7 protein-coding genes are annotated in these 17420 nt (G+C 64.0%); 5 read left to right on the top strand and 2 right to left on the bottom strand.

The annotated features are described in order from the left end of the window. Positions 1-67: 67 nt before the first annotated feature. A complete protein-coding gene (gene pheT / locus WMO66_RS06830) occupies positions 68-2455 on the bottom strand; it encodes a phenylalanine--tRNA ligase subunit beta (RefSeq protein ID WP_349135657.1) in 2388 nt (795 codons plus the stop codon). A 12-nt stretch (positions 2456-2467) separates the two neighbouring features. Next, positions 2468-3511 carry a phenylalanine--tRNA ligase subunit alpha gene (gene pheS, locus WMO66_RS06825; RefSeq protein WP_349135656.1) on the bottom strand — a complete coding sequence of 348 codons (1044 nt, stop codon included), beginning with the start codon at positions 3509-3511 and terminating at the stop codon, positions 2468-2470. Positions 3512-3939: 428 nt separating this feature from the next. Between pheS and WMO66_RS06820 the strand changes: the two genes are divergently transcribed. The 5 genes from WMO66_RS06820 (at position 3940) to WMO66_RS06800 (ending at position 17297) form a co-directional block, all read left to right on the top strand. Further along, on the top strand, positions 3940-4794 hold the full coding sequence (locus tag WMO66_RS06820) for an NAD(P)H-hydrate dehydratase (protein WP_349135655.1): 855 nt from the start codon (positions 3940-3942) through the stop codon (positions 4792-4794). A gap of 12 nt (positions 4795-4806) precedes the next feature. Beyond that, positions 4807-5370: a hypothetical protein gene (locus WMO66_RS06815; protein ID WP_349135654.1), complete on the top strand. Its 564-nt coding sequence runs from the start codon at positions 4807-4809 to the stop codon at positions 5368-5370. Between the two features lie 15 nt (positions 5371-5385). Continuing rightward, a complete protein-coding gene (alr, locus tag WMO66_RS06810) occupies positions 5386-6561 on the top strand; it encodes an alanine racemase (RefSeq protein ID WP_349135653.1) in 1176 nt (391 codons plus the stop codon). A 283-nt stretch (positions 6562-6844) separates the two neighbouring features. Next, positions 6845-9742, top strand: coding sequence for an S-layer homology domain-containing protein (locus WMO66_RS06805; RefSeq protein ID WP_349135651.1), 2898 nt, complete (start codon positions 6845-6847; stop codon positions 9740-9742). A 133-nt stretch (positions 9743-9875) separates the two neighbouring features. Next, positions 9876-17297, top strand: a complete 7422-nt coding sequence (locus WMO66_RS06800) for an S-layer homology domain-containing protein (RefSeq protein ID WP_349135649.1) — start codon at positions 9876-9878, stop codon at positions 17295-17297. Positions 17298-17420: the final 123 nt, after the last annotated feature.

Genomic DNA, 17420 nt, shown 5'->3' with positions numbered 1-17420 from the left:
TATCATATCCGAAATTCGGGATAAAGTAAAGGAAAAATGCGTAAACAAATTGGAAACAAAACGGTGCTCAGCGGAGCTTGGCGTTCAGCTCTTTTTCCAGAGCGGCCAGAACGGCGGACACGACGCCGTCGGAATCGGCATCCGTCAGCGTGCGGTCGTCTGCACGGAGCGTCAGGCGGAAGGCCGCGCTCTTCGAGCCGGAAGCGATGCCCTTGCCGCGGTAGATATCGAACAGCTCCACGCTGCGCAGCAGCTTGCCGCCTGCGGCGCGGATGCAGTCGGACAGGGCGGCGACCGTTACGGCCTCGTCGCAGACGACGGCGATGTCGCGGGTGACGGCCGGGTACTTTGGCAGCGGCGTATAGGTCTTCTCCGGCAGCTGCAGGGACAGCAGGGCCGTGAAGTTCAGCTCTGCGGCGAAAATCTCGCCGTCAATGCCGTAGCTGCGGGCCACGAGCGGATGGATTTGGCCGAAGCAGCCGAGGTCGACGCCGCCCACGCTGACGCGGGCGCAGCGGCCGGGATGGAACGTCGGGTCGTGCTTCTCGGCGGTATAGCGGGCCTCGGGGACATTCATGCCGCGCAGGAAGGCCTCGATCTCGCCCTTCATCTTGAAGAAGTCCTCGTGCTCGCCGTAGGTGCCGAGCACCAGATGCTTCGGCTCGTCCGGCAGGATCTGGCCGGGCTTCGGCAGGTAGACCTTCGCCAGCTCATAGAGCTTGACGGCATCGTTGTGATAGGCGTTGTTGCGCGCCAAAATGGCGAGCATGGACGGCAGTGCGACGGTGCGCATGATGGAGGCATCCTCACCGAGCGGGTTCTGAATGCGCATGGCATTGCGCAGGGAAGAGTCCTCCGGCAGGCGGATCTGATCGAAGATGGACGGGGAGACGAAGGAATACGTCAGGATCTCGCTGTAGCCGAGGCTGCGGCACAGGGAACCGGCGCGGTTCTCGAGCTTCATGGCCTCCATATAGCCGCCCTCCGTGGCAGCGCCGCGGAACGTCGTCGTGGGGATGTTGTTGTAGCCGAACAGGCGGCCGACCTCCTCGGCGATGTCCGCCATGCCGACCAGATCGGGACGCCACGACGGCACGTGGATCTCATGGCCCTCGACGGGGATCTCCAGACGGCGCAGATATTCGACCATGTCGGCCTCGGAGATGTCCGTGCCGAGCAGGGCATTGATGCGGTCCGGCTCCAGCTCGATGGTGCGCGGCTCGGGGATGTCGTTGAGCACGTCGATGACGCCGTCCATGACCTCACCGGCGCCCAGCAGCTCGACGAGCTCGCAGGCGCGGTCCACGGCGGGGAGCGTCAGCAGCGGATCGATGTTCTTTTCAAACTTGCCGGAGGCCTCCGTGCGCATGCCGAGGGCAAGGGCCGTCTGGCGGATGGACGTGCCGTTGAAGTTTGCGGATTCAAAGACGACATCGACTGTGTCGTCCATGATCTCGCTGTTCTCGCCGCCCATGATGCCGGCAAGGCCGATGGGCTTCGTCTCGTCGGCGATAACGAGCATGCCGGGCGTCAGGGTGCGGACATTGCCGTCGAGCGTCGTCAGGGCCTCGCCCGGCTCGCTGCGGCGGACGATGATCTTGCCGGAGCCGACATAGCGGTAGTCAAAGGCATGCATCGGCTGGCCGTATTCCAGCATGACATAGTTTGTGATATCGACGATGTTGTTGATCGGGCGGACGCCGTTGGCGCGCAGGCGCTGGCGCAGCCACTTCGGCGACGGGGCGATCTTCACATTGCGTACCATGCGCGCGGTGTAGCGGCGGCACAGGTCCTCAGCGGGAACCTCGACTTCCAGCAGCTCGGACAGCTCTCCCGCCGCACCGCCGCGCACGACCGGGTCGTGATGGCGCATCGGCTTGTTGAAAGCGGCAGCGGCCTCGCGGGCCAGACCGAGGATGGAATAGCAGTCCGGGCGGTTGTTCGTGATCTCAAAGTCCACAACGGTGTCGTCGTTGCCGATGACGGTGTTGATGTCGTCGCCGGGCTTGCAGTCCTCCTGCAGGATCCAGATGCCGTCCTCAATGGCATAGGGGAAGTCGTTGAGCGTCAGGCCGAGCTCCTTCAGGGAGCAGAGCATGCCGTTCGATACTTCGCCGCGCAGCTTGCCCTTTGTGATGTGCACGCCGCCGGGCAGCCAGGAATTATGCTGGGCCACGGGGACAAGGTCGCCCTCGTGTACGTTCTGTGCGCCGGTGACGATCTGCACGGGCTCGCCTGCGCCGACGTCGATCTGGCAGACCCACATGTGGTCGGAGTTCGTGTGGCGCGTGATGGACACGACGCGGCCGACAACGACATTGCGCAGCTCGGCATCGAGCCGCTCATAGGTCTCGACCTTCTGACCGGCGATGGTCATGGTCTCGACAAACTCCCGATCCGGCACGCCGGAGAGATCCACGAATTCTTCGTTGAGCCATTTTCTGTTCAGTTTCATTGCTCTACCTCCTCAGAACTGCGAAAGGAACCGCACGTCGTTGTCAAAGATCAGGCGCAGGTCATTGATGCGCAGACGGCCCATGGCCATGCGCTCCAGACCGATGCCGAAGGCAAAGCCGGAGTACTTCTTCGGGTCAATGCCACAGCCCTCGAGCACCTTCGGGTGCACCATACCGGCGCCCAGCAGCTCGATCCAGCCCTCGCCGTGGCAGGTGGAGCAGACCTGACCGTCCGTCTCGCCCGTGCCGTGGCACTTGAAGCACTGCATGTCGACCTCGCAGCTCGGCTCTGTGAACGGGAAGTGATGCGGGCGGAAGCGCACGACGGCGTCCTCGCCGTACAGGCGCTTGATGAGCGTCTCCAGCGCGCCCTTCAGGTCGCCCATCGTGATGCCCTCGTCGACGACAAGGCCCTCAATCTGATGGAACATCGGGGAGTGCGTGGCGTCGGCCTCGTCCTTGCGGAATACGCGGCCAGGGGCCAGCATGCGGATGGGCGGCTTCTGCTGCTCCATCACGCGGATCTGCATGGGGCTGGTCTGCGTGCGCAGCAGGACGGAATCGTCGTCGTCAAAGTAGAAGGTGTCGGAGCGGTCGCGGGAGGGATGGCCCTCTTCGATGTTCAGCTTCGTGAAGTTGTAGGCGGCCTCCTCGATCTCCGGGCCGTCGACGATCTGATAGCCCATGCCGATGAAGATCTCCTTGACCTCCTGCAGCACGCGGTTCATCGGGTGCTGGTGGCCCATTTCCACGGGCTTGCCTGGGATGGTGACATCCACGGCCTCGGCCTCGAGCTTTGCCTCGAGCGCGGCGGCATCCAGCGCGGCGCGGCGCTTCTCCAGTGCCTCCTCCAGCTTGGCGCGGACGGCGTTTGCCATCTGGCCCATGACGGGGCGCTCCTCGGCAGACAGCTTGCCCATCTGCTTCAGAACGGCCGTCAGCTCGCCCTTTTTGCCAAGCACGCGCACGCGCACGGCATCCAGTGCGGGCATATCTGCCGCCGCTGCGAGATCAGCCAGTGCTTTCGCCTTGATCTGTTCCAGTTGTTCTTTCATGTTGGCTCTCCTTTTTGCAAAGAAATGTTGCAAGGAAAAGAAAAAGTCCTCCGTCCGAAAGGGGACGAAAGACAGAACTTCCGCGGTACCACCCGCCATTCGCCGCTGACACGGCGCACTCAAACCGATAACGGAGCGACCCGTCCGTGCCTAATTGCCGCGGAGCGTATGCTCCGCAGGGCGTTCAGCCGGAAGCTCGCGGGGGAAGGCCTGCACTGCCTGCGGGGAGTGCTCACAGCAACGCACCCTCTCTGAGCCCGCATTCTGCAGCCGGCGGCCCGGTCACAGCTTTTCTTCTGTATCGCCAAAATTTTAACATATTTCTTCAAAGGTTGCAAGGGAAATCCGCCGGGGATTTGACTATTTTTTTGCGGTACATTATAATCATATCGAAAAAGGCCGCATTGCGGCAGATGGGGGAAAGAAAAATGGCGGATATTTCGGTCATGGACGCGGAGCGGCTCTGCGGCTGGCTCCCGCGGCGGGCGCGCGAGACGCACAAGGGCGATTTCGGCCGCATTCTGCTGCTGTGCGGGGCCGTCGGCTATACGGGCGCTCCGGCGCTGGCGGCCATGGGTGCGGCGCGGTCCGGCGCAGGACTGATCTTCGTCGGCGTGCCGGAGCCGGTGTATCCTATCGTGGCGGGGAAGCTGCTCGAGCCGATGGTGTTCCCGCTTCTCGCGCAGGGCGGCATGTTGGCAGAGAGCGCCGTTCCGGAAATTCTGGCGCGGCTTTCCGGCTGCGATGCCTGTCTGATTGGCTGCGGTTTGGGCAGAAGCGCCGGGACGTTTGCCGCCGTGCAGGCTGTGCTTGCCAATGCATCCTGCCCTGTTGTGGTGGATGCCGATGGCATAAACGTGCTCGAGGGGCATATAGATGTACTGCGCGGCGCGGCCTGTCCCGTGGTGCTCACGCCGCACGACGGCGAATACCGCCGCCTGATGGGCAGGCTGCCGGGGGAGGACCGCATGGGCGCGGCTGCGGCGCTTGCGGAGAAGACCGGCGCGACGGTGCTGCTCAAAGGACACCGGACTGCCATCTGCGGCGCGGACGAGCGCTGGGAGAACCGCTGCGGCAATCCGGGCCTTGCTACGGGCGGGAGCGGCGACGTGCTGGCGGGCATTCTCGTCTCACTGCTGGGGCAGGGCCTGCCGCCCGTGCATGCAGCGGCTGCGGCTGCGTGGCTCCACGGAACGGCGGCCGACCGCTGCGCCGCCCGGATGGGGGAGTACGGCCTGCTGCCCTCGGACGTTGCGGCGGAGCTGCCATATCTATTGCCATAGGAGGGGATGCGCGTGCGGCGAGGCTGCGCCGTACTGATGATGTGCCTCTGCCTGCTGCTCGGCGGCTGCGGAGGAAGAAACGAGGGCATTTCGCCCGCCATCGCGTTCCGCGCCTCGCTGGTGCAGGCCGGGGGCTGCAGCTTCCGCGCGGAGCTGACGGCAGATTACGGAGACTATGTCGTCCCGTTTGCGCTCGACTGCGAGACAGAGGTGAACGGCCCGACGCGCTTCACCGTCGCCGCGCCCGAGACGCTGGCCGGAATCACCGCAGCGGTGGACGAGACCGGAGGAACCGTCACCTATGACGGCCTGATGATGGACTTCGGCCTGTTGGCAAACGGAAGGCTCGCTCCGGCGGCCGGTCCGGCCGTCGTGGCATATTGCTGGTCCTCCGCCTATCTCGCCGCGGGCGGTGAGGAGGACGGCCGGTTCCGCGCGACCTATGAGAAGGATTATGAAGAAAAAATGCTCAAGGTGGACACCTGGTTTGAAAATGGCATACCAATTTATGCGGAAGTATGCTATAATGGTCAGCGTATTCTGAATTTGACGATATCAGAGTTCAGTCTGAAATAACGGAAGTAAATTTACATGGATTATTTAAAGAGAACCTGGGCGGATATTTCGCTCGACAACCTGAATCATAACTACCAGCAGCTCCGGGCGAAGATCCCATCAGGCTGCCGCCTCCTCGGCGTGGTCAAGGCTGACGCCTACGGCCACGGTGCCGTGCCCATCAGCCGCCATCTGTGTGAGCTGGGCGCGGAGTTCCTTGCCGTCTCCAATCTGGAGGAGGCCATGCAGCTCCGCCGCGGCGGCATCCGCCGTCCCATCCTGATCCTGGGCTATACGCCGCCTGCCTATGCGCGCGATCTGGTCGCTATGGGACTGCGGCAGGAGGTCCACAGCCTCGAGTATGCCCGCGCGCTGCACGAGGAGCTCAAGGGCTCAGAGCGCCGCCTCAAGGTCCATATCAAGTTGGATACGGGCATGTCGCGTCTCGGCTTCTTTGCCTATGACCACCCGAAGACGGTCGAGGAGCTGAAGGAAGTTGCGCAGATGCCCAAGCTTCTCATCGAGGGAATTTTCATGCATTTCCCGGTCGCGGATTCCATTGACGGAGCCGACGCGAATTTTACGCATACGCAGTTCGAGCGCTTCACGCAGATGCTGAGCGCCCTCAAGGGCGTGGGCATCGAGCCGGAGATCCGCCACTGCTGCAACAGCGGCGCGACCATTCTCTATCCCGAGTATGCGCTCGATATGGTCCGCCCCGGCATCGCGACCTACGGTGTGCTCCCGTCGGAGGACCTGCGCGGCATGATCGATCTGCGGCCCGTGATGTCCCTGCGCTCCACGATCTTCCAGATCCGCGACTTTGAGCCGAATATCACGATCAGCTATGGCCGCACCTACACGACGGAGGACCCGGCCCGCATCGCTGTCGTCGGCATCGGCTATGCAGACGGTTTCCCGCGCAGCCTTTCGAGCAACGTGTCGTTCCTGCTGCATGGCAGGCGCGTGCCGCAGGTCGGCCGCATCTGCATGGACATGTGCATGGTCGATATCACGCGCGTGCCGGAGGCAAAGGTCGGCGACGTCGTCACGGTCTTCGGCGAGGATGGCGGCGACAGCATCGAGGTGACGAGCCTTGCCAACCGCCTTGGGACCATCCCGTATGAGCTGATGTGCGGCATCAACAAGCGTATTCCGCGCATCTATCTCAACGGCGAGGACGAGACCGAGGTCCTGCAGTATATTGTCTGATTCTGACCTGCGGCGAACCGGGTGTTCGCCGCAGGAAAATTTTACACAAATCCATCTTGACAATACCCGATGTCTCCGGTAAAATACACTAGGATATACGGGAAATGAGAACCGGATATCCGGACCGCCTTTGGGCGGATTTCTTTCCAACATGAGTTAGCGCTGACTAACCAAAACCGGCGGCAGAACGGAAGCGAGGCCACCCCCTCCGGACGGAGCATGCGGCGATGGGATGCGGCCTTGAGTTAGGCAAGACTAACCAGAATTCACAGGAGGAAATAGCATGTTGAATCGATGGAAACGGCTTCTGGCTCTGCTGGCATCCGTGGCCGTGCTGTTCTCGCTGTGCACCGCCGCTTCGGCAGCACCGGGCGGGCAGGCGGAGCCGCGGGAGCTGACGGCTGCCGATTATGCCGCGGCCGACGCGATCTTTGCCTCGCTGCCGTCGGCGGACGGCACGAACGGCGGCACGGCGGGTGCGGCCGACACCGGGGCGCTCTGCGATTGGCTGGAGACAGCCGACGGCGTCCGGCCGGGCACGGTCTCTGCGAACGGCAGCTGCGTGACCTGGCAGACGGATGCGGGCATCACCTGCTCGTATAACCCGCAGCTCGAGCGCATCAGCGAGCGTGCGCAGGAACCGGCGCAGACGGAAACGCTGGAAAGCATTCCCGCCCTGCGCGGCGTGCAGCACGGGCGCGACGTGTATCTCTTCCAGCCGTACTACGGTCTGGACAGCTCATTCACGCGCCAGTATTACGAAGAGGGCCAACGCATCGCCGCGAAGTCCGAGGGCACGTTCTACTATTATAAGACGGAGGCCGCGACGGTCGACGCCATTGCCGACGCGGTCGAGTCCGGCGGCGTTATCCTGTTTGACAGCCACGGCACCACGGACTATACCGGCGACAATGAGGACTACACCTCCAAAGCGACGACGTCCTACCTCTGCCTGCAGAGCGGCGAGGGCCTGACGACCGAGGACTATGCCGGCGGCCACGCCGTCTACGGCGGAAGCGGCATCAACGGCATGCGCTATTACGAGGTCGACGGTACGGTCATTGCCAACCATATGGACAAGCCCGCCAACGGCGGCCTTGTTTGGATGGCGATCTGTCTCGGCATGGCGACGGACGGCCTTGAGGGTCCGCTTATGGATGCGGGCGCCGGTGTCGTCTACGGCTACAGCCAGTCCGTTACCTTTATCGGCGATTACTGCTTTGAAGAGGAATTTTTCAACAAGCTGCTGCAGGGCGGCACGGTCGCGGAGTCTATCCGCACCATGAAGGCCCGCTACGGCAACTGGGACTGCTCGCCCGCCATTCTGGGCAGCGATTCCTCCCAGACCGCCGCATCGCTGGAGGAAGCCGTGCGGAAGCATGCAGCCTTCCCCATCGTCGTCTCGGCGGAGGACGCCTATCCCGGTCACGGCAAGGTCGACGCCGTGCAGGAGGTCAGCTCCGTCTGGAGCCTGCTGGAGAGCTTCACCGCGACCGTGACGACGGACGCCCCGGAAACGGCCGGAACGGTCGTCCAGAAGGGCATGACGGTCACGGCCGTCCCGGCCCGCGGCTACTATGCCGACGGCGCAACGGTCACCCCGGAGGGGGCCGCTGTTGTGACGCAGGAGGGCGACCTGTTCCGCATCTCGTCCCTGCGCGCGGACTGCACGATCACGATCCACTTCTCTGCCAAGACGCCAGCTGTGCTGCACTTTGCCGTGCCGAACGGTGTCATGCAGGCGGATATCCAGAGCTATGTCGGGGATGCGGAGCCCCTGCCGCTGCCCGCCGGGACCCCGGCAGCGGATGCGCAGGACTATTCCTTCGCCGGTTGGTCCCTGCAGGAGCAGGCGGAGCCGATTGAGAGCATGGCCTATCTCCGCGCCGGAAGCGAGCTGCCTGTTGAGCAGCCGAAGCAGACACTTTACGCCGTCTATCGCTATTTTGCGACTCCGGCCGGAACGACGCCTGCCTTCCACGAGCTGACGGAGGCCCCGGAGGACTGGAGCGGCACCTATGTGCTTTCCGCTGCGGGCCGCGCCCTCCTGTGCGACGGCTCGGTCACGGGCGCGGCGCTCGGCAGCAGCGAGGCGGCAGTCCCGTTTGCCGATGCCGGGCTTGCAGAGGAGGACGGCGCGCTGCGCGGCGTTTCCGCTGCGGTCGTTGTACAGATCGAGCGTGCCGCAGGCACGGAGCAGTATGCCATCCGCCTCGGCGGTACTTCCGACGCGGTCTATCTGGCCTGCCGCTCGAACAGCGAGCAGCTCAACACGGCGCAGGACGCCGGAACGTCGCTGTCCCGCTGGGTCATTTCCATGGAGGACGGTCATATGACGATCCGCAGCGCGCGCTATCTCAGCCGCACGCTGCAGTATGATGCGGATGCGGGCTGCTTCCGCTGCTATGCCAAGACGAAGACTCCGCTGACGGTCTACCGCGGCGAGACGAGCAGCCTGTGGTATACGACGCAGCCGAAGATGCATGATCATCAGCTGGTCGAAACGGGCCGTCGCGAGCCGACTTGCACCATGTCGGGCTGGATCGACTTCCGCTGCACGATCTGCGGCGAACTGCGCCGCCAGCCGCTGGAGCCGCTGGGCCACGAGGTCGTGAACGGCCTCTGCGTCCGCTGCGGCGAAGTGATGCAGCTCCCGTTCCGGGATGTGCCGGAGGATGCCTATTACTATGACGCCGTCGTCTGGGGCCTGTCCCACGGCGTGGTGAACGGCACGTCGGAGACGACGTTCTCGCCGGACCTGTCCTGCACCCGCGCGCAGGCCGTCACGTTCCTGTGGCGTGCTGCCGGGATGCCCGAGTCCTCCGGCAATACGGCGTTTGCCGATGTTCCGGCGGACAGCTACTATGCTGCGGCTGTTGCCTGGGCGGCGGAGAACAACGTTACGAACGGCACGGGCAGCGGCTGCTTCAGCCCGGATGCCCCGTGCACGCGCGCACAGATCGTCACGTTCCTGTGGCGTGCGGCAGGGGAGCCGGAGCCCTCCGGCAATACGGCCTTTGCCGATGTCCCGGCGGACAGCTACTATGCCGCGGCCGTTGCCTGGGCGGCGGAGAACAACGTTACGAACGGCACGGGCAGCGGCTGCTTCAGCCCGGATGACCTGTGCACCCGCGCGCAGATCGTCACGCTGCTGTACCGGCAGCTGACGAAGGAAATCTGAAAAATCGGATCAATTTTTTGGTCCGTTTTTTAAGGCAGCACCGCACAATTCAGCGAGAGCATTCGGCGAAAAATATCCGGCGAAGGCCAAATTATGCGGTGTTGCCAAATAAAAAAAGGAGGAAACCCAAGAGATGACAAAACATCGTGTGACTCGCCGCCTGCTGGCGGTGGCGCTGTCCGTGCTTCTGGTGCTCGGCTGTGTCGCTCCGGCTGTCGCGGCGACCTACGAGAGCGGCACCTACACCGGTACGGGTACGGGCCGCAACGGGTCTGTGGCGCTGACGCTCACGCTGACGAACGGCGCGATCGCGAGCGTGGACAATGTGACCCATTCGGAAACTGCCCGCTATTGGGAAAAGGCCAAGGTGCTTCTTGACCGGCTCGTCGGTCTGCAGACCCCGGAGCAGGTCGAAAAGCTCGACGCCGTGACCGGCGCGACCCTGAGCAGCAATGCCATCAAGGAAGCTGCGAAGGACGTGTTCCGTCAGGCCGAATCGAAGGAGACTCCGGTCTTCGCGTCCGGCAGCGGCACGAAGAGCGACCCGTATCTCATCCGCACGGCCGCGCAGCTGCAGGCCTTTGCCGCAGCCGTCAACGGCGGCACGGGCTATGAGGGCCAGTACATCAGTCTGGATGCCGATCTGGACCTGACCGGGACTGCGTGGACGCCCATCGGCGCGACGGGCTCGTTCAACGGCAGCTTCAACGGCAACTATCATACGATCACCGGTATGACCATCGGCTCGGAGAGCGAGAAGGCTTCCTATACGGAGGCAGGCCTCTTCGGCTCGGTAGGCAAGGGCGCTGCCATCCGCAACGTCGGCGTTATCAACGCCGCGATCTACAACAAGACCACGACGGACCCGAGCGTCGGCCTTCTGGCGGCCGGGATCAGCGAGAACAGCATCGTCGAGAGCTGCTGGGCGACCGGCACGATCTACAGCGATACGACTTCTCCCTATTATTCCTACGTCGGCGGCCTCGTCGGCAGCATCGGCATCAAGAGCCTCATCTGCAACAGCTGGACGAACGTTGTCGTCTATGCCAAGGGCAGCTCTGACAGCTTCGTCGGCGGCATCGTCGGCGATACCGGCAACAACTCCGCCGTTGTGAACTGCGCGGCCCTCGGCTCCGTGGCAAACTACGGCAACACCTCCATGATGTACGGCGCGGGCGGCGTTGTGGGCTACAGCTCCGGCGCGGTCTATGCCAGCTATTCCTCCAGCCGCATCCATATGGACGCCATGTCCTATGACGACGGCGCGGATGTGCCGGTCGGCGGTGTCGTCGGTTCTCCGTCGGCTCTGTCTGCGGCCTACAACTGCTATTTCAACAAGGAAGAGAAGCAGACCTATTATGACGGCGAGGTCTCGACGCCGCTGGCCGTCGGTTACGACGTGCTGAACTACAGCGAGAGCGACAACGATCACTGCGAGGGTCTGACGGCCGCCGAGATCGCCTCCGAGACGCTTCTGAACAAGCTCACCGCGGCCCTGACGCCGGAGGAGCTGGCAAAGGGCCAGGCCTACTTCAAGTCCGAATCCCTGCTGACCGGCGACATCACGCTCGACAGCCTGCTGAGCATGACGGAAAACGGCTGGTGCACATGGGAGCGCAATGCGGACGGCGCGCTGCTGCCCACGGCGGGCGGCTCCGTCACGCCGGAAGAGCCGGATTACTTCGCAGGCGGCGACGGCTCGGTCGGCGATCCCTATCAGATCGCGACGGAAGCGCAGCTGCGCGCCTTTGCCGAGGCCACGCAGGCCGGGAAGCTCGTGACGACGAACGTCTGCTTCGTCCTGACGGCCGACATCGCCCTGAACGGCGAGTGGACGCCGGTCCACAGCTTCGGCGGCACGTTCGACGGCGGTGATCACACCGTCTCCGGCATGACCATCGGCACGGCCGATGCGCCCTCCAAGCTGGTTTCTGCGGGCTTCTTCGATGTGCTGGCCAACACGGCCAGAGTGCATGACCTGCACCTGACGAACGCCTCCGTCTATGTGCAGCGCTCCGGCGCGGCGCTGGATGACCGCATCTATGCCGGCGGCCTCGTCGGCGGCGCGGGCACGGCGGGCAGCAATGTGCGTATCGACAACTGTTCCGTCACGGGCAGCACGATCTCTGCAACCTCCGGCACGTTTGCCTATGCGGGCGGCCTTGCCGGTCGTCTCGACCGCGAAAACGTTGTGACGAACTGCTGGACGGATATTGCCGTCACCGCACTCTCTGCCAATTCTCCCGCCTGCGCGGGCGGCCTTGTCGCCACCATCGGCGGCAGCAGCATGATCGCCAATGCGGCCGCGCTGGGCGATGTCTCGGTCACGGGCGTCAGTGCGGAATACAACTGGTGCCGCGCGGGCGGCCTGCTGGGCTCCTCTGCCTATCTGACCCACAACTGCTACGCCTCCGGCAATGTCTCCCTGCAGGATTCTGCCGAGAGCGTCAAGAACGTCTATCTCGGCTGCCTCATCGGCGAGCAGAGCGGCGGTGTGGTCGTCTCCGGCCACTATTTCAACGGCGCAGTCCTGCACTGCAACGGCGAGACGCAGACGGCCAAGGCGACCGGCTCCATCCCCGCCTCATGGTATTTTGACTACAACAAGATCACCGCGCACGACAGCGTCACGGATGCGGCCTTTGCCGCGACCCTGAACGACGGTATCTCCGAAAGCGGCCTTGCCGAGACGGATGCCTACCTGACGAGCAGCGGCAAGTTCACCTCCTATACTGCCGAGAGCCTTGCGGCCATGCGCCCGGCTGCCTGGCAGAGCTGGGGCCTTGCGGACGGCAAAGTCGTCCTCGGCGGCTCGCAGGATGACCCGACGTTTGCGGGCGGCGACGGCTCCGAGACCGCTCCGTTCCTCATCCGTACCGAAGCGCAGCTGCGCGCCTTCGCAGCGACGACGGCGGACGGCGAGACCTATGCCGGTCAGTATGTCGCGCTGGATGCCGATATCCCCCTGAACGGCGACTGGACGCCGATCCATTCCTTCGCCGGTACGTTCGACGGCCAGGGCCACACGGTCTCCGGCATGACCATCGGCACGGAGTCCGCTCCGGCCGATGCCTCGGATACGCCGCTCGGTTTCTTTGACATTCTGGCAAACGATGCACGGGTCCGCAATCTGCACCTGACCGGCGTGAGCATCTACGGCTCCGCAGTGGGCCAGTGGACGCGTCCGTTCGTCGGCGGCATCGCGGGCGGCTCCCTGAGCATTGGCTCGGGCGTCCGTATCGACAACTGCTCCGTCACCGGCTCCGCCATCTCCCTGACAGCGGAAAACTGGGCCTACACCGGCGGCATCCTCGGCGCGCAGGCCATGAACGGCGTCATCACGAACAGCTGGACCGATGTGACGGTCTCCGCCATCTCCAAGAGCGGCCTGACCTGCGTCGGCGGCATCACTGCCATCAACAGCAACGGCGCCATGCTGGCAAACTGCGCCGCGCTGGGCGATGTGATCTCCCACAACGGCTACACGCTCACCAGCACCATCAGCGGCGCTGCAGGCGGCCTGATCGGCCAGGCGACCGGCCTGCTGCACAACTGCTATGCCTCCGGCAACATCGAGCTGGTCAACGCCATGGATGTGGCGACGCCCGCTGCCGGTATGCTGGTCGGTAAAATTTCCGCAAGCCGCGCGCTGAACGGCTTGGTCGTCGGCTGCCGCTATGAGACGGCCGCCGTTGTGACGGCCAACGGCACGCAGATCGAGACGGCTGCCGCGGGCGCCATGGGCGACACGGTCCGGCTGGAGAATGTCTCTGCTGCCGACACCGGCGCGAAGACGTTTGCAGACACCATGAACGAGGGCCTCTCGACTGCGGGCCTCGGCCGCACCGACCGCTGGCTGACCGGCGAGGATGTCGGCTTTACCGCAGAGGAGCTGGCTGCGCTGCGCCCGGCGGCATGGTATGCCTGGGAGCGCAATGAGGACGGCAAGACGGTCCTGAGCGCCAGAGTCTATGAGGATACCGAGATCCCGACGCCGGACTTCTTTGACAGCGGTGACGGCACGGAGAAGGATCCGTGGATCATCCGCACGCTTGCCCAGCTGCAGGCCTTCCGCGCGTTCTTTGCGAAGAGCGACTTTGACGGAGCCTACATCGCTCTAGCGGCCGACCTCGACCTGACCGGTGCAGAGTGGGCCCCCATCGGCCACACGGACAAAGGTGTGCAGGCCTTCCGCGGCCACTTTGACGGCCGTGGCCACACCATTTCCGGCATGAGCATCGGCACAGCGAGCGCGCCTGTGACCGACACGACGAAGACGTACTACGGCCTGTTTGCGGCCCTGATGGACGGTGCTTCCGCCGAGGACCTCCGCGTGGAGGGCAGCATCTATGTCACGGGCGAGCAGACGGTGTCTGCCGGTCTGCTGGCAGGCTGCAGCGACCTTGCGCTCATCGACCGCTGCTATGCGGTGGGCACGGTGCAGGTCCGCACCGAAAACGGCAGCTTTGAAAACAGCAGCTTCGCGGGAGGCCTCATCGGCTACAGCCAGCGCAGCGAGATTTACAACTGCGGCGCGGATGTCACGCTCGACGCCTACTGCAAGACGGCAAACGCCGAGGCGGGCGGCATCACGGCCATGAACGCCTTCGGCATCATCGCAAACTCCTATGCGACCGGCACGCTGACCGCTGCTACGGACCGCACCGTGGACGACAGCGGCGTGAGCTACCTCGGCGGCATCGCAGGCTGCCAGGCCGGTACGCTTGTGAACTGCTACAGCGACTGCACGCTGACGTCCAAGACGTGGACGAAGTTTGTCGGCGCGCTCGGCGGCATGGCCACGGCCATCAGCGAGAGCTATGACAGCTACTATGCAGAGGATGTGGCCCTGACCATCGAGGATCAGCGCCTCGATCCGCCGGTCGCCTTCGGCACGGTCGTTCCGTCCGGCTACAACGAGGACGGCGATCTGCTTAACGGTGCGTTTATCTACAACGTCACGGCCATGACGCTGGAGCCTGCCGCTCTGGCCGCGGCCCTGAATGAGAACTTTGCCGCATTCCCGGTCGACCCGGCCGAGCTGACGGTCCCGCTCCTGCGCTGGACGGTCGTCGACGGCAAGGCGGTCCCGCGCGGCGGCGCGGCGGGCATCACCTATGTCCCCGTGGAAAAGCCGGACCCGACGCCCGAATATGCCTATCAGGACGGCGTGTACTACGGCCGCGATGAGGCGGAGCATGTCATTGTCCGCATCGTCGTGAAGGACGGCAAGATCGTCTCCGCCGAGATCGTCACCCCGAAGGACTTCGACGCCGACCATGCCGAGGAGATCCTCGCCGCCGTGGTCAGCAGCCAGACAGTCGAACGCGCCGACAGCGACACGGCGGACGACAGCACCCTGAAGTCCGCGCTGAAGGTCGCCCTGAACCGCGCCCTGCTCGGCGATACCTCGACCTATGATCCTGCCGATCCCACCGCGATCTTCGACGGCGGCAGCGGCACGAAGGCCGATCCGTACCGCATCGCAACGGCCGATCAGCTGCGTGCCTTTGCGGCAGCCGTGAATGAGGAAGAGCATTTTGCCGGGGAATACATCGTTCTGACGGCGGATATCGATCTCGCGGGCCGCAAATGGGTCCCGGCAGGCAATGCCGGAGCGCACTGTTTCAGCGGTATTTTCGACGGACAGAACCACAAGATCCTCGGCCTGCGCATCGGCACGGAGGAGACGCCTGCGGACTATGTCGCAGCCGGTCTGTTCGCCTATGCCGACGGCGCGATCATCCGCAACGTCGCCATCGAAAATGCACAGATCAATATCAAGCGCACGGACAGCGTCCGCATCTATGCGGGCATCGTCGCCGGTGTTATGGATAAGTCCGAGACCGGCGCAGGCGCGCTCATCACGAACTGCGCCGTCTCCGGCACGGTCTCCGCGTCCTCCAAGGACTGGAGCACGGTCGGCGGTATCGTGGGTCAGAGCTATGACAGCGTGATCCTGAACTGCAGCGCCCATGTCGACCTGACGACGGTCTCCGTCAGCGGCAGTGCGCTGGCAGGCGGCATCGTCGGTCTGGACGGCTTCTCGATCCTGGCCAACAGCTACGCCATGGGCAGCATCTATGCCGATGCAGGCGTGAACGCTGCGACCATCGGCGGCATCGCCGGTATGCAGGCGGGTGTTGCGGGCAACAACTATTCCGACATGAAGCTCACGTCGAAGAACGCCACGGGCGACATCGGCGGCATCGCGGGCCGCAACACGGCCATCGGCACCGTGAATTACGGCTACTTCAACAGCGAGCAGGAGCAGCGCAGCGGCAACAGCGTCGTGACGCCTGCAAAGGACATCGGCACGAACGTGACCATGGGCTCGACCGGCGTTGTGCGCAACACGGCCGCCATGACCGGCGCGGAGCTGCGCAGCGAGACGTTCCGCGACCTGCTCAACGAAAACCAGTGCGAGGACCACGAGCTGCGTTCCGCCCTGCAGGACGGCGTCACCCGCTACAGCATCAAGCTGCGTGCGGACGGCAGCCTGACGGTGGACAGCTGGATCCTGGACGGCGAGGTCCGGCAGAAGAACGCTCCGGCGCTCGAGCTTGACCCGCAGGCGCCCGAGGCACCGGTCATCACGCCGGACGGCGGCAGCTACGCCGAGGCGCAGACCGTGACCATCACGGCGGCCTCTGCCGACGCTGCGATCTACTACACACTTGACGGCTCCGATCCTCTGAACGGCACGCTCTACACCGGCCCGTTCACGCTGGAGCAGTCCGCCGTCGTGCGCGCCGTCGCCGTCCGCGGCAACTCCGTCAGTGCGGAAACAAGGGTGGAATTCACCATCGAGACGGTGCACAATGCCGTCCTGAGCTTTGTCTCCAACGGCGGTTCCGTTGTGGAGCGCGTGGAGCTGCCCGTCGGTACTGCCCTGGACCTGAGCGCCTATGTGACGGAGCGCGAGGGCTATGACTTCACCGGCTGGTATCTCGACGCCGCGCTGACGCAGCCCATCACAAGCCTGACGCTCGAGGCCGACACGACGGTCTACGCGGGCTGGCGCATCCGCAATCCCTTCGTCGACGTGGCCGAGAAGGACTACTTCTATGACGCGGTTCTCTGGGGCGTGGAAAACGGCGTCGTCAAGGGCATGGATGAGACGCACTTCGAGCCGGAGACGGTCTGCACCCGTGCGCAGGCGCTGACGTTCCTGTGGCGTGCAAACGGTATGCCGCAGCCGAAGACGACGACCAATCCGTTCGTTGATGTCGATGCCTCTGCCTACTACTATGACGCAGTCCTCTGGGGTGTCGAGAACGGCATCGTCAAGGGCATGGATGAGACGCACTTCGAGCCGGATACGGCCTGCAGCCGCGCGCATGCGCTGACGTTCCTGTGGCGCGCGAAGGGCATGCCGCAGGCAAGCGGCACGACGTTTGCCGATGTCCCGGCCAATGCCTACTATGCGCAGGCAGTTGCCTGGGGCGTAGAGAACGGCATTGTCAAGGGCATGGATGAGACGCACTTTGAGCCGGATACGCTCTGCCAGCGTGCTCACGCCGTGACGTTCCTCTGGCGTGCCTACGCGAACTGATACTAGAATCTGATAAAAAGCTTTAAAAGCTTTTTATAGCGCCGAAAGCGCGTCAGATTCTGCATGAGACGGCGCAGCGTGCGTCAGCACGATGCGAGTGTGCGTAGCACACGGGATTCCTGA

Source organism: Faecousia intestinalis (genome assembly GCF_040096185.1).
Classification (GTDB): Bacteria; Bacillota; Clostridia; order Oscillospirales; family Oscillospiraceae; genus JAZOXB01.
Note: the sequence above shows the minus strand (reverse complement) of the source record. Positions and strands in the feature narration are given on the sequence as shown.

Excerpts from the sequence above, each read along its gene's own strand:
- pheT (WP_349135657.1), bottom strand. The coding sequence starts at position 2,455 with ATGAAACTGAACAGAAAATGGCTCAACGAAGAATTCGTGGATCTCTCC.
- pheS (WP_349135656.1), bottom strand. The coding sequence starts at position 3,511 with ATGAAAGAACAACTGGAACAGATCAAGGCGAAAGCACTGGCTGATCTC.
- WMO66_RS06820 (WP_349135655.1), top strand. The coding sequence starts at position 3,940 with ATGGCGGATATTTCGGTCATGGACGCGGAGCGGCTCTGCGGCTGGCTC.
- alr (WP_349135653.1), top strand. The coding sequence starts at position 5,386 with ATGGATTATTTAAAGAGAACCTGGGCGGATATTTCGCTCGACAACCTG.
- WMO66_RS06805 (WP_349135651.1), top strand. The coding sequence starts at position 6,845 with ATGTTGAATCGATGGAAACGGCTTCTGGCTCTGCTGGCATCCGTGGCC.
- WMO66_RS06800 (WP_349135649.1), top strand. The coding sequence starts at position 9,876 with ATGACAAAACATCGTGTGACTCGCCGCCTGCTGGCGGTGGCGCTGTCC.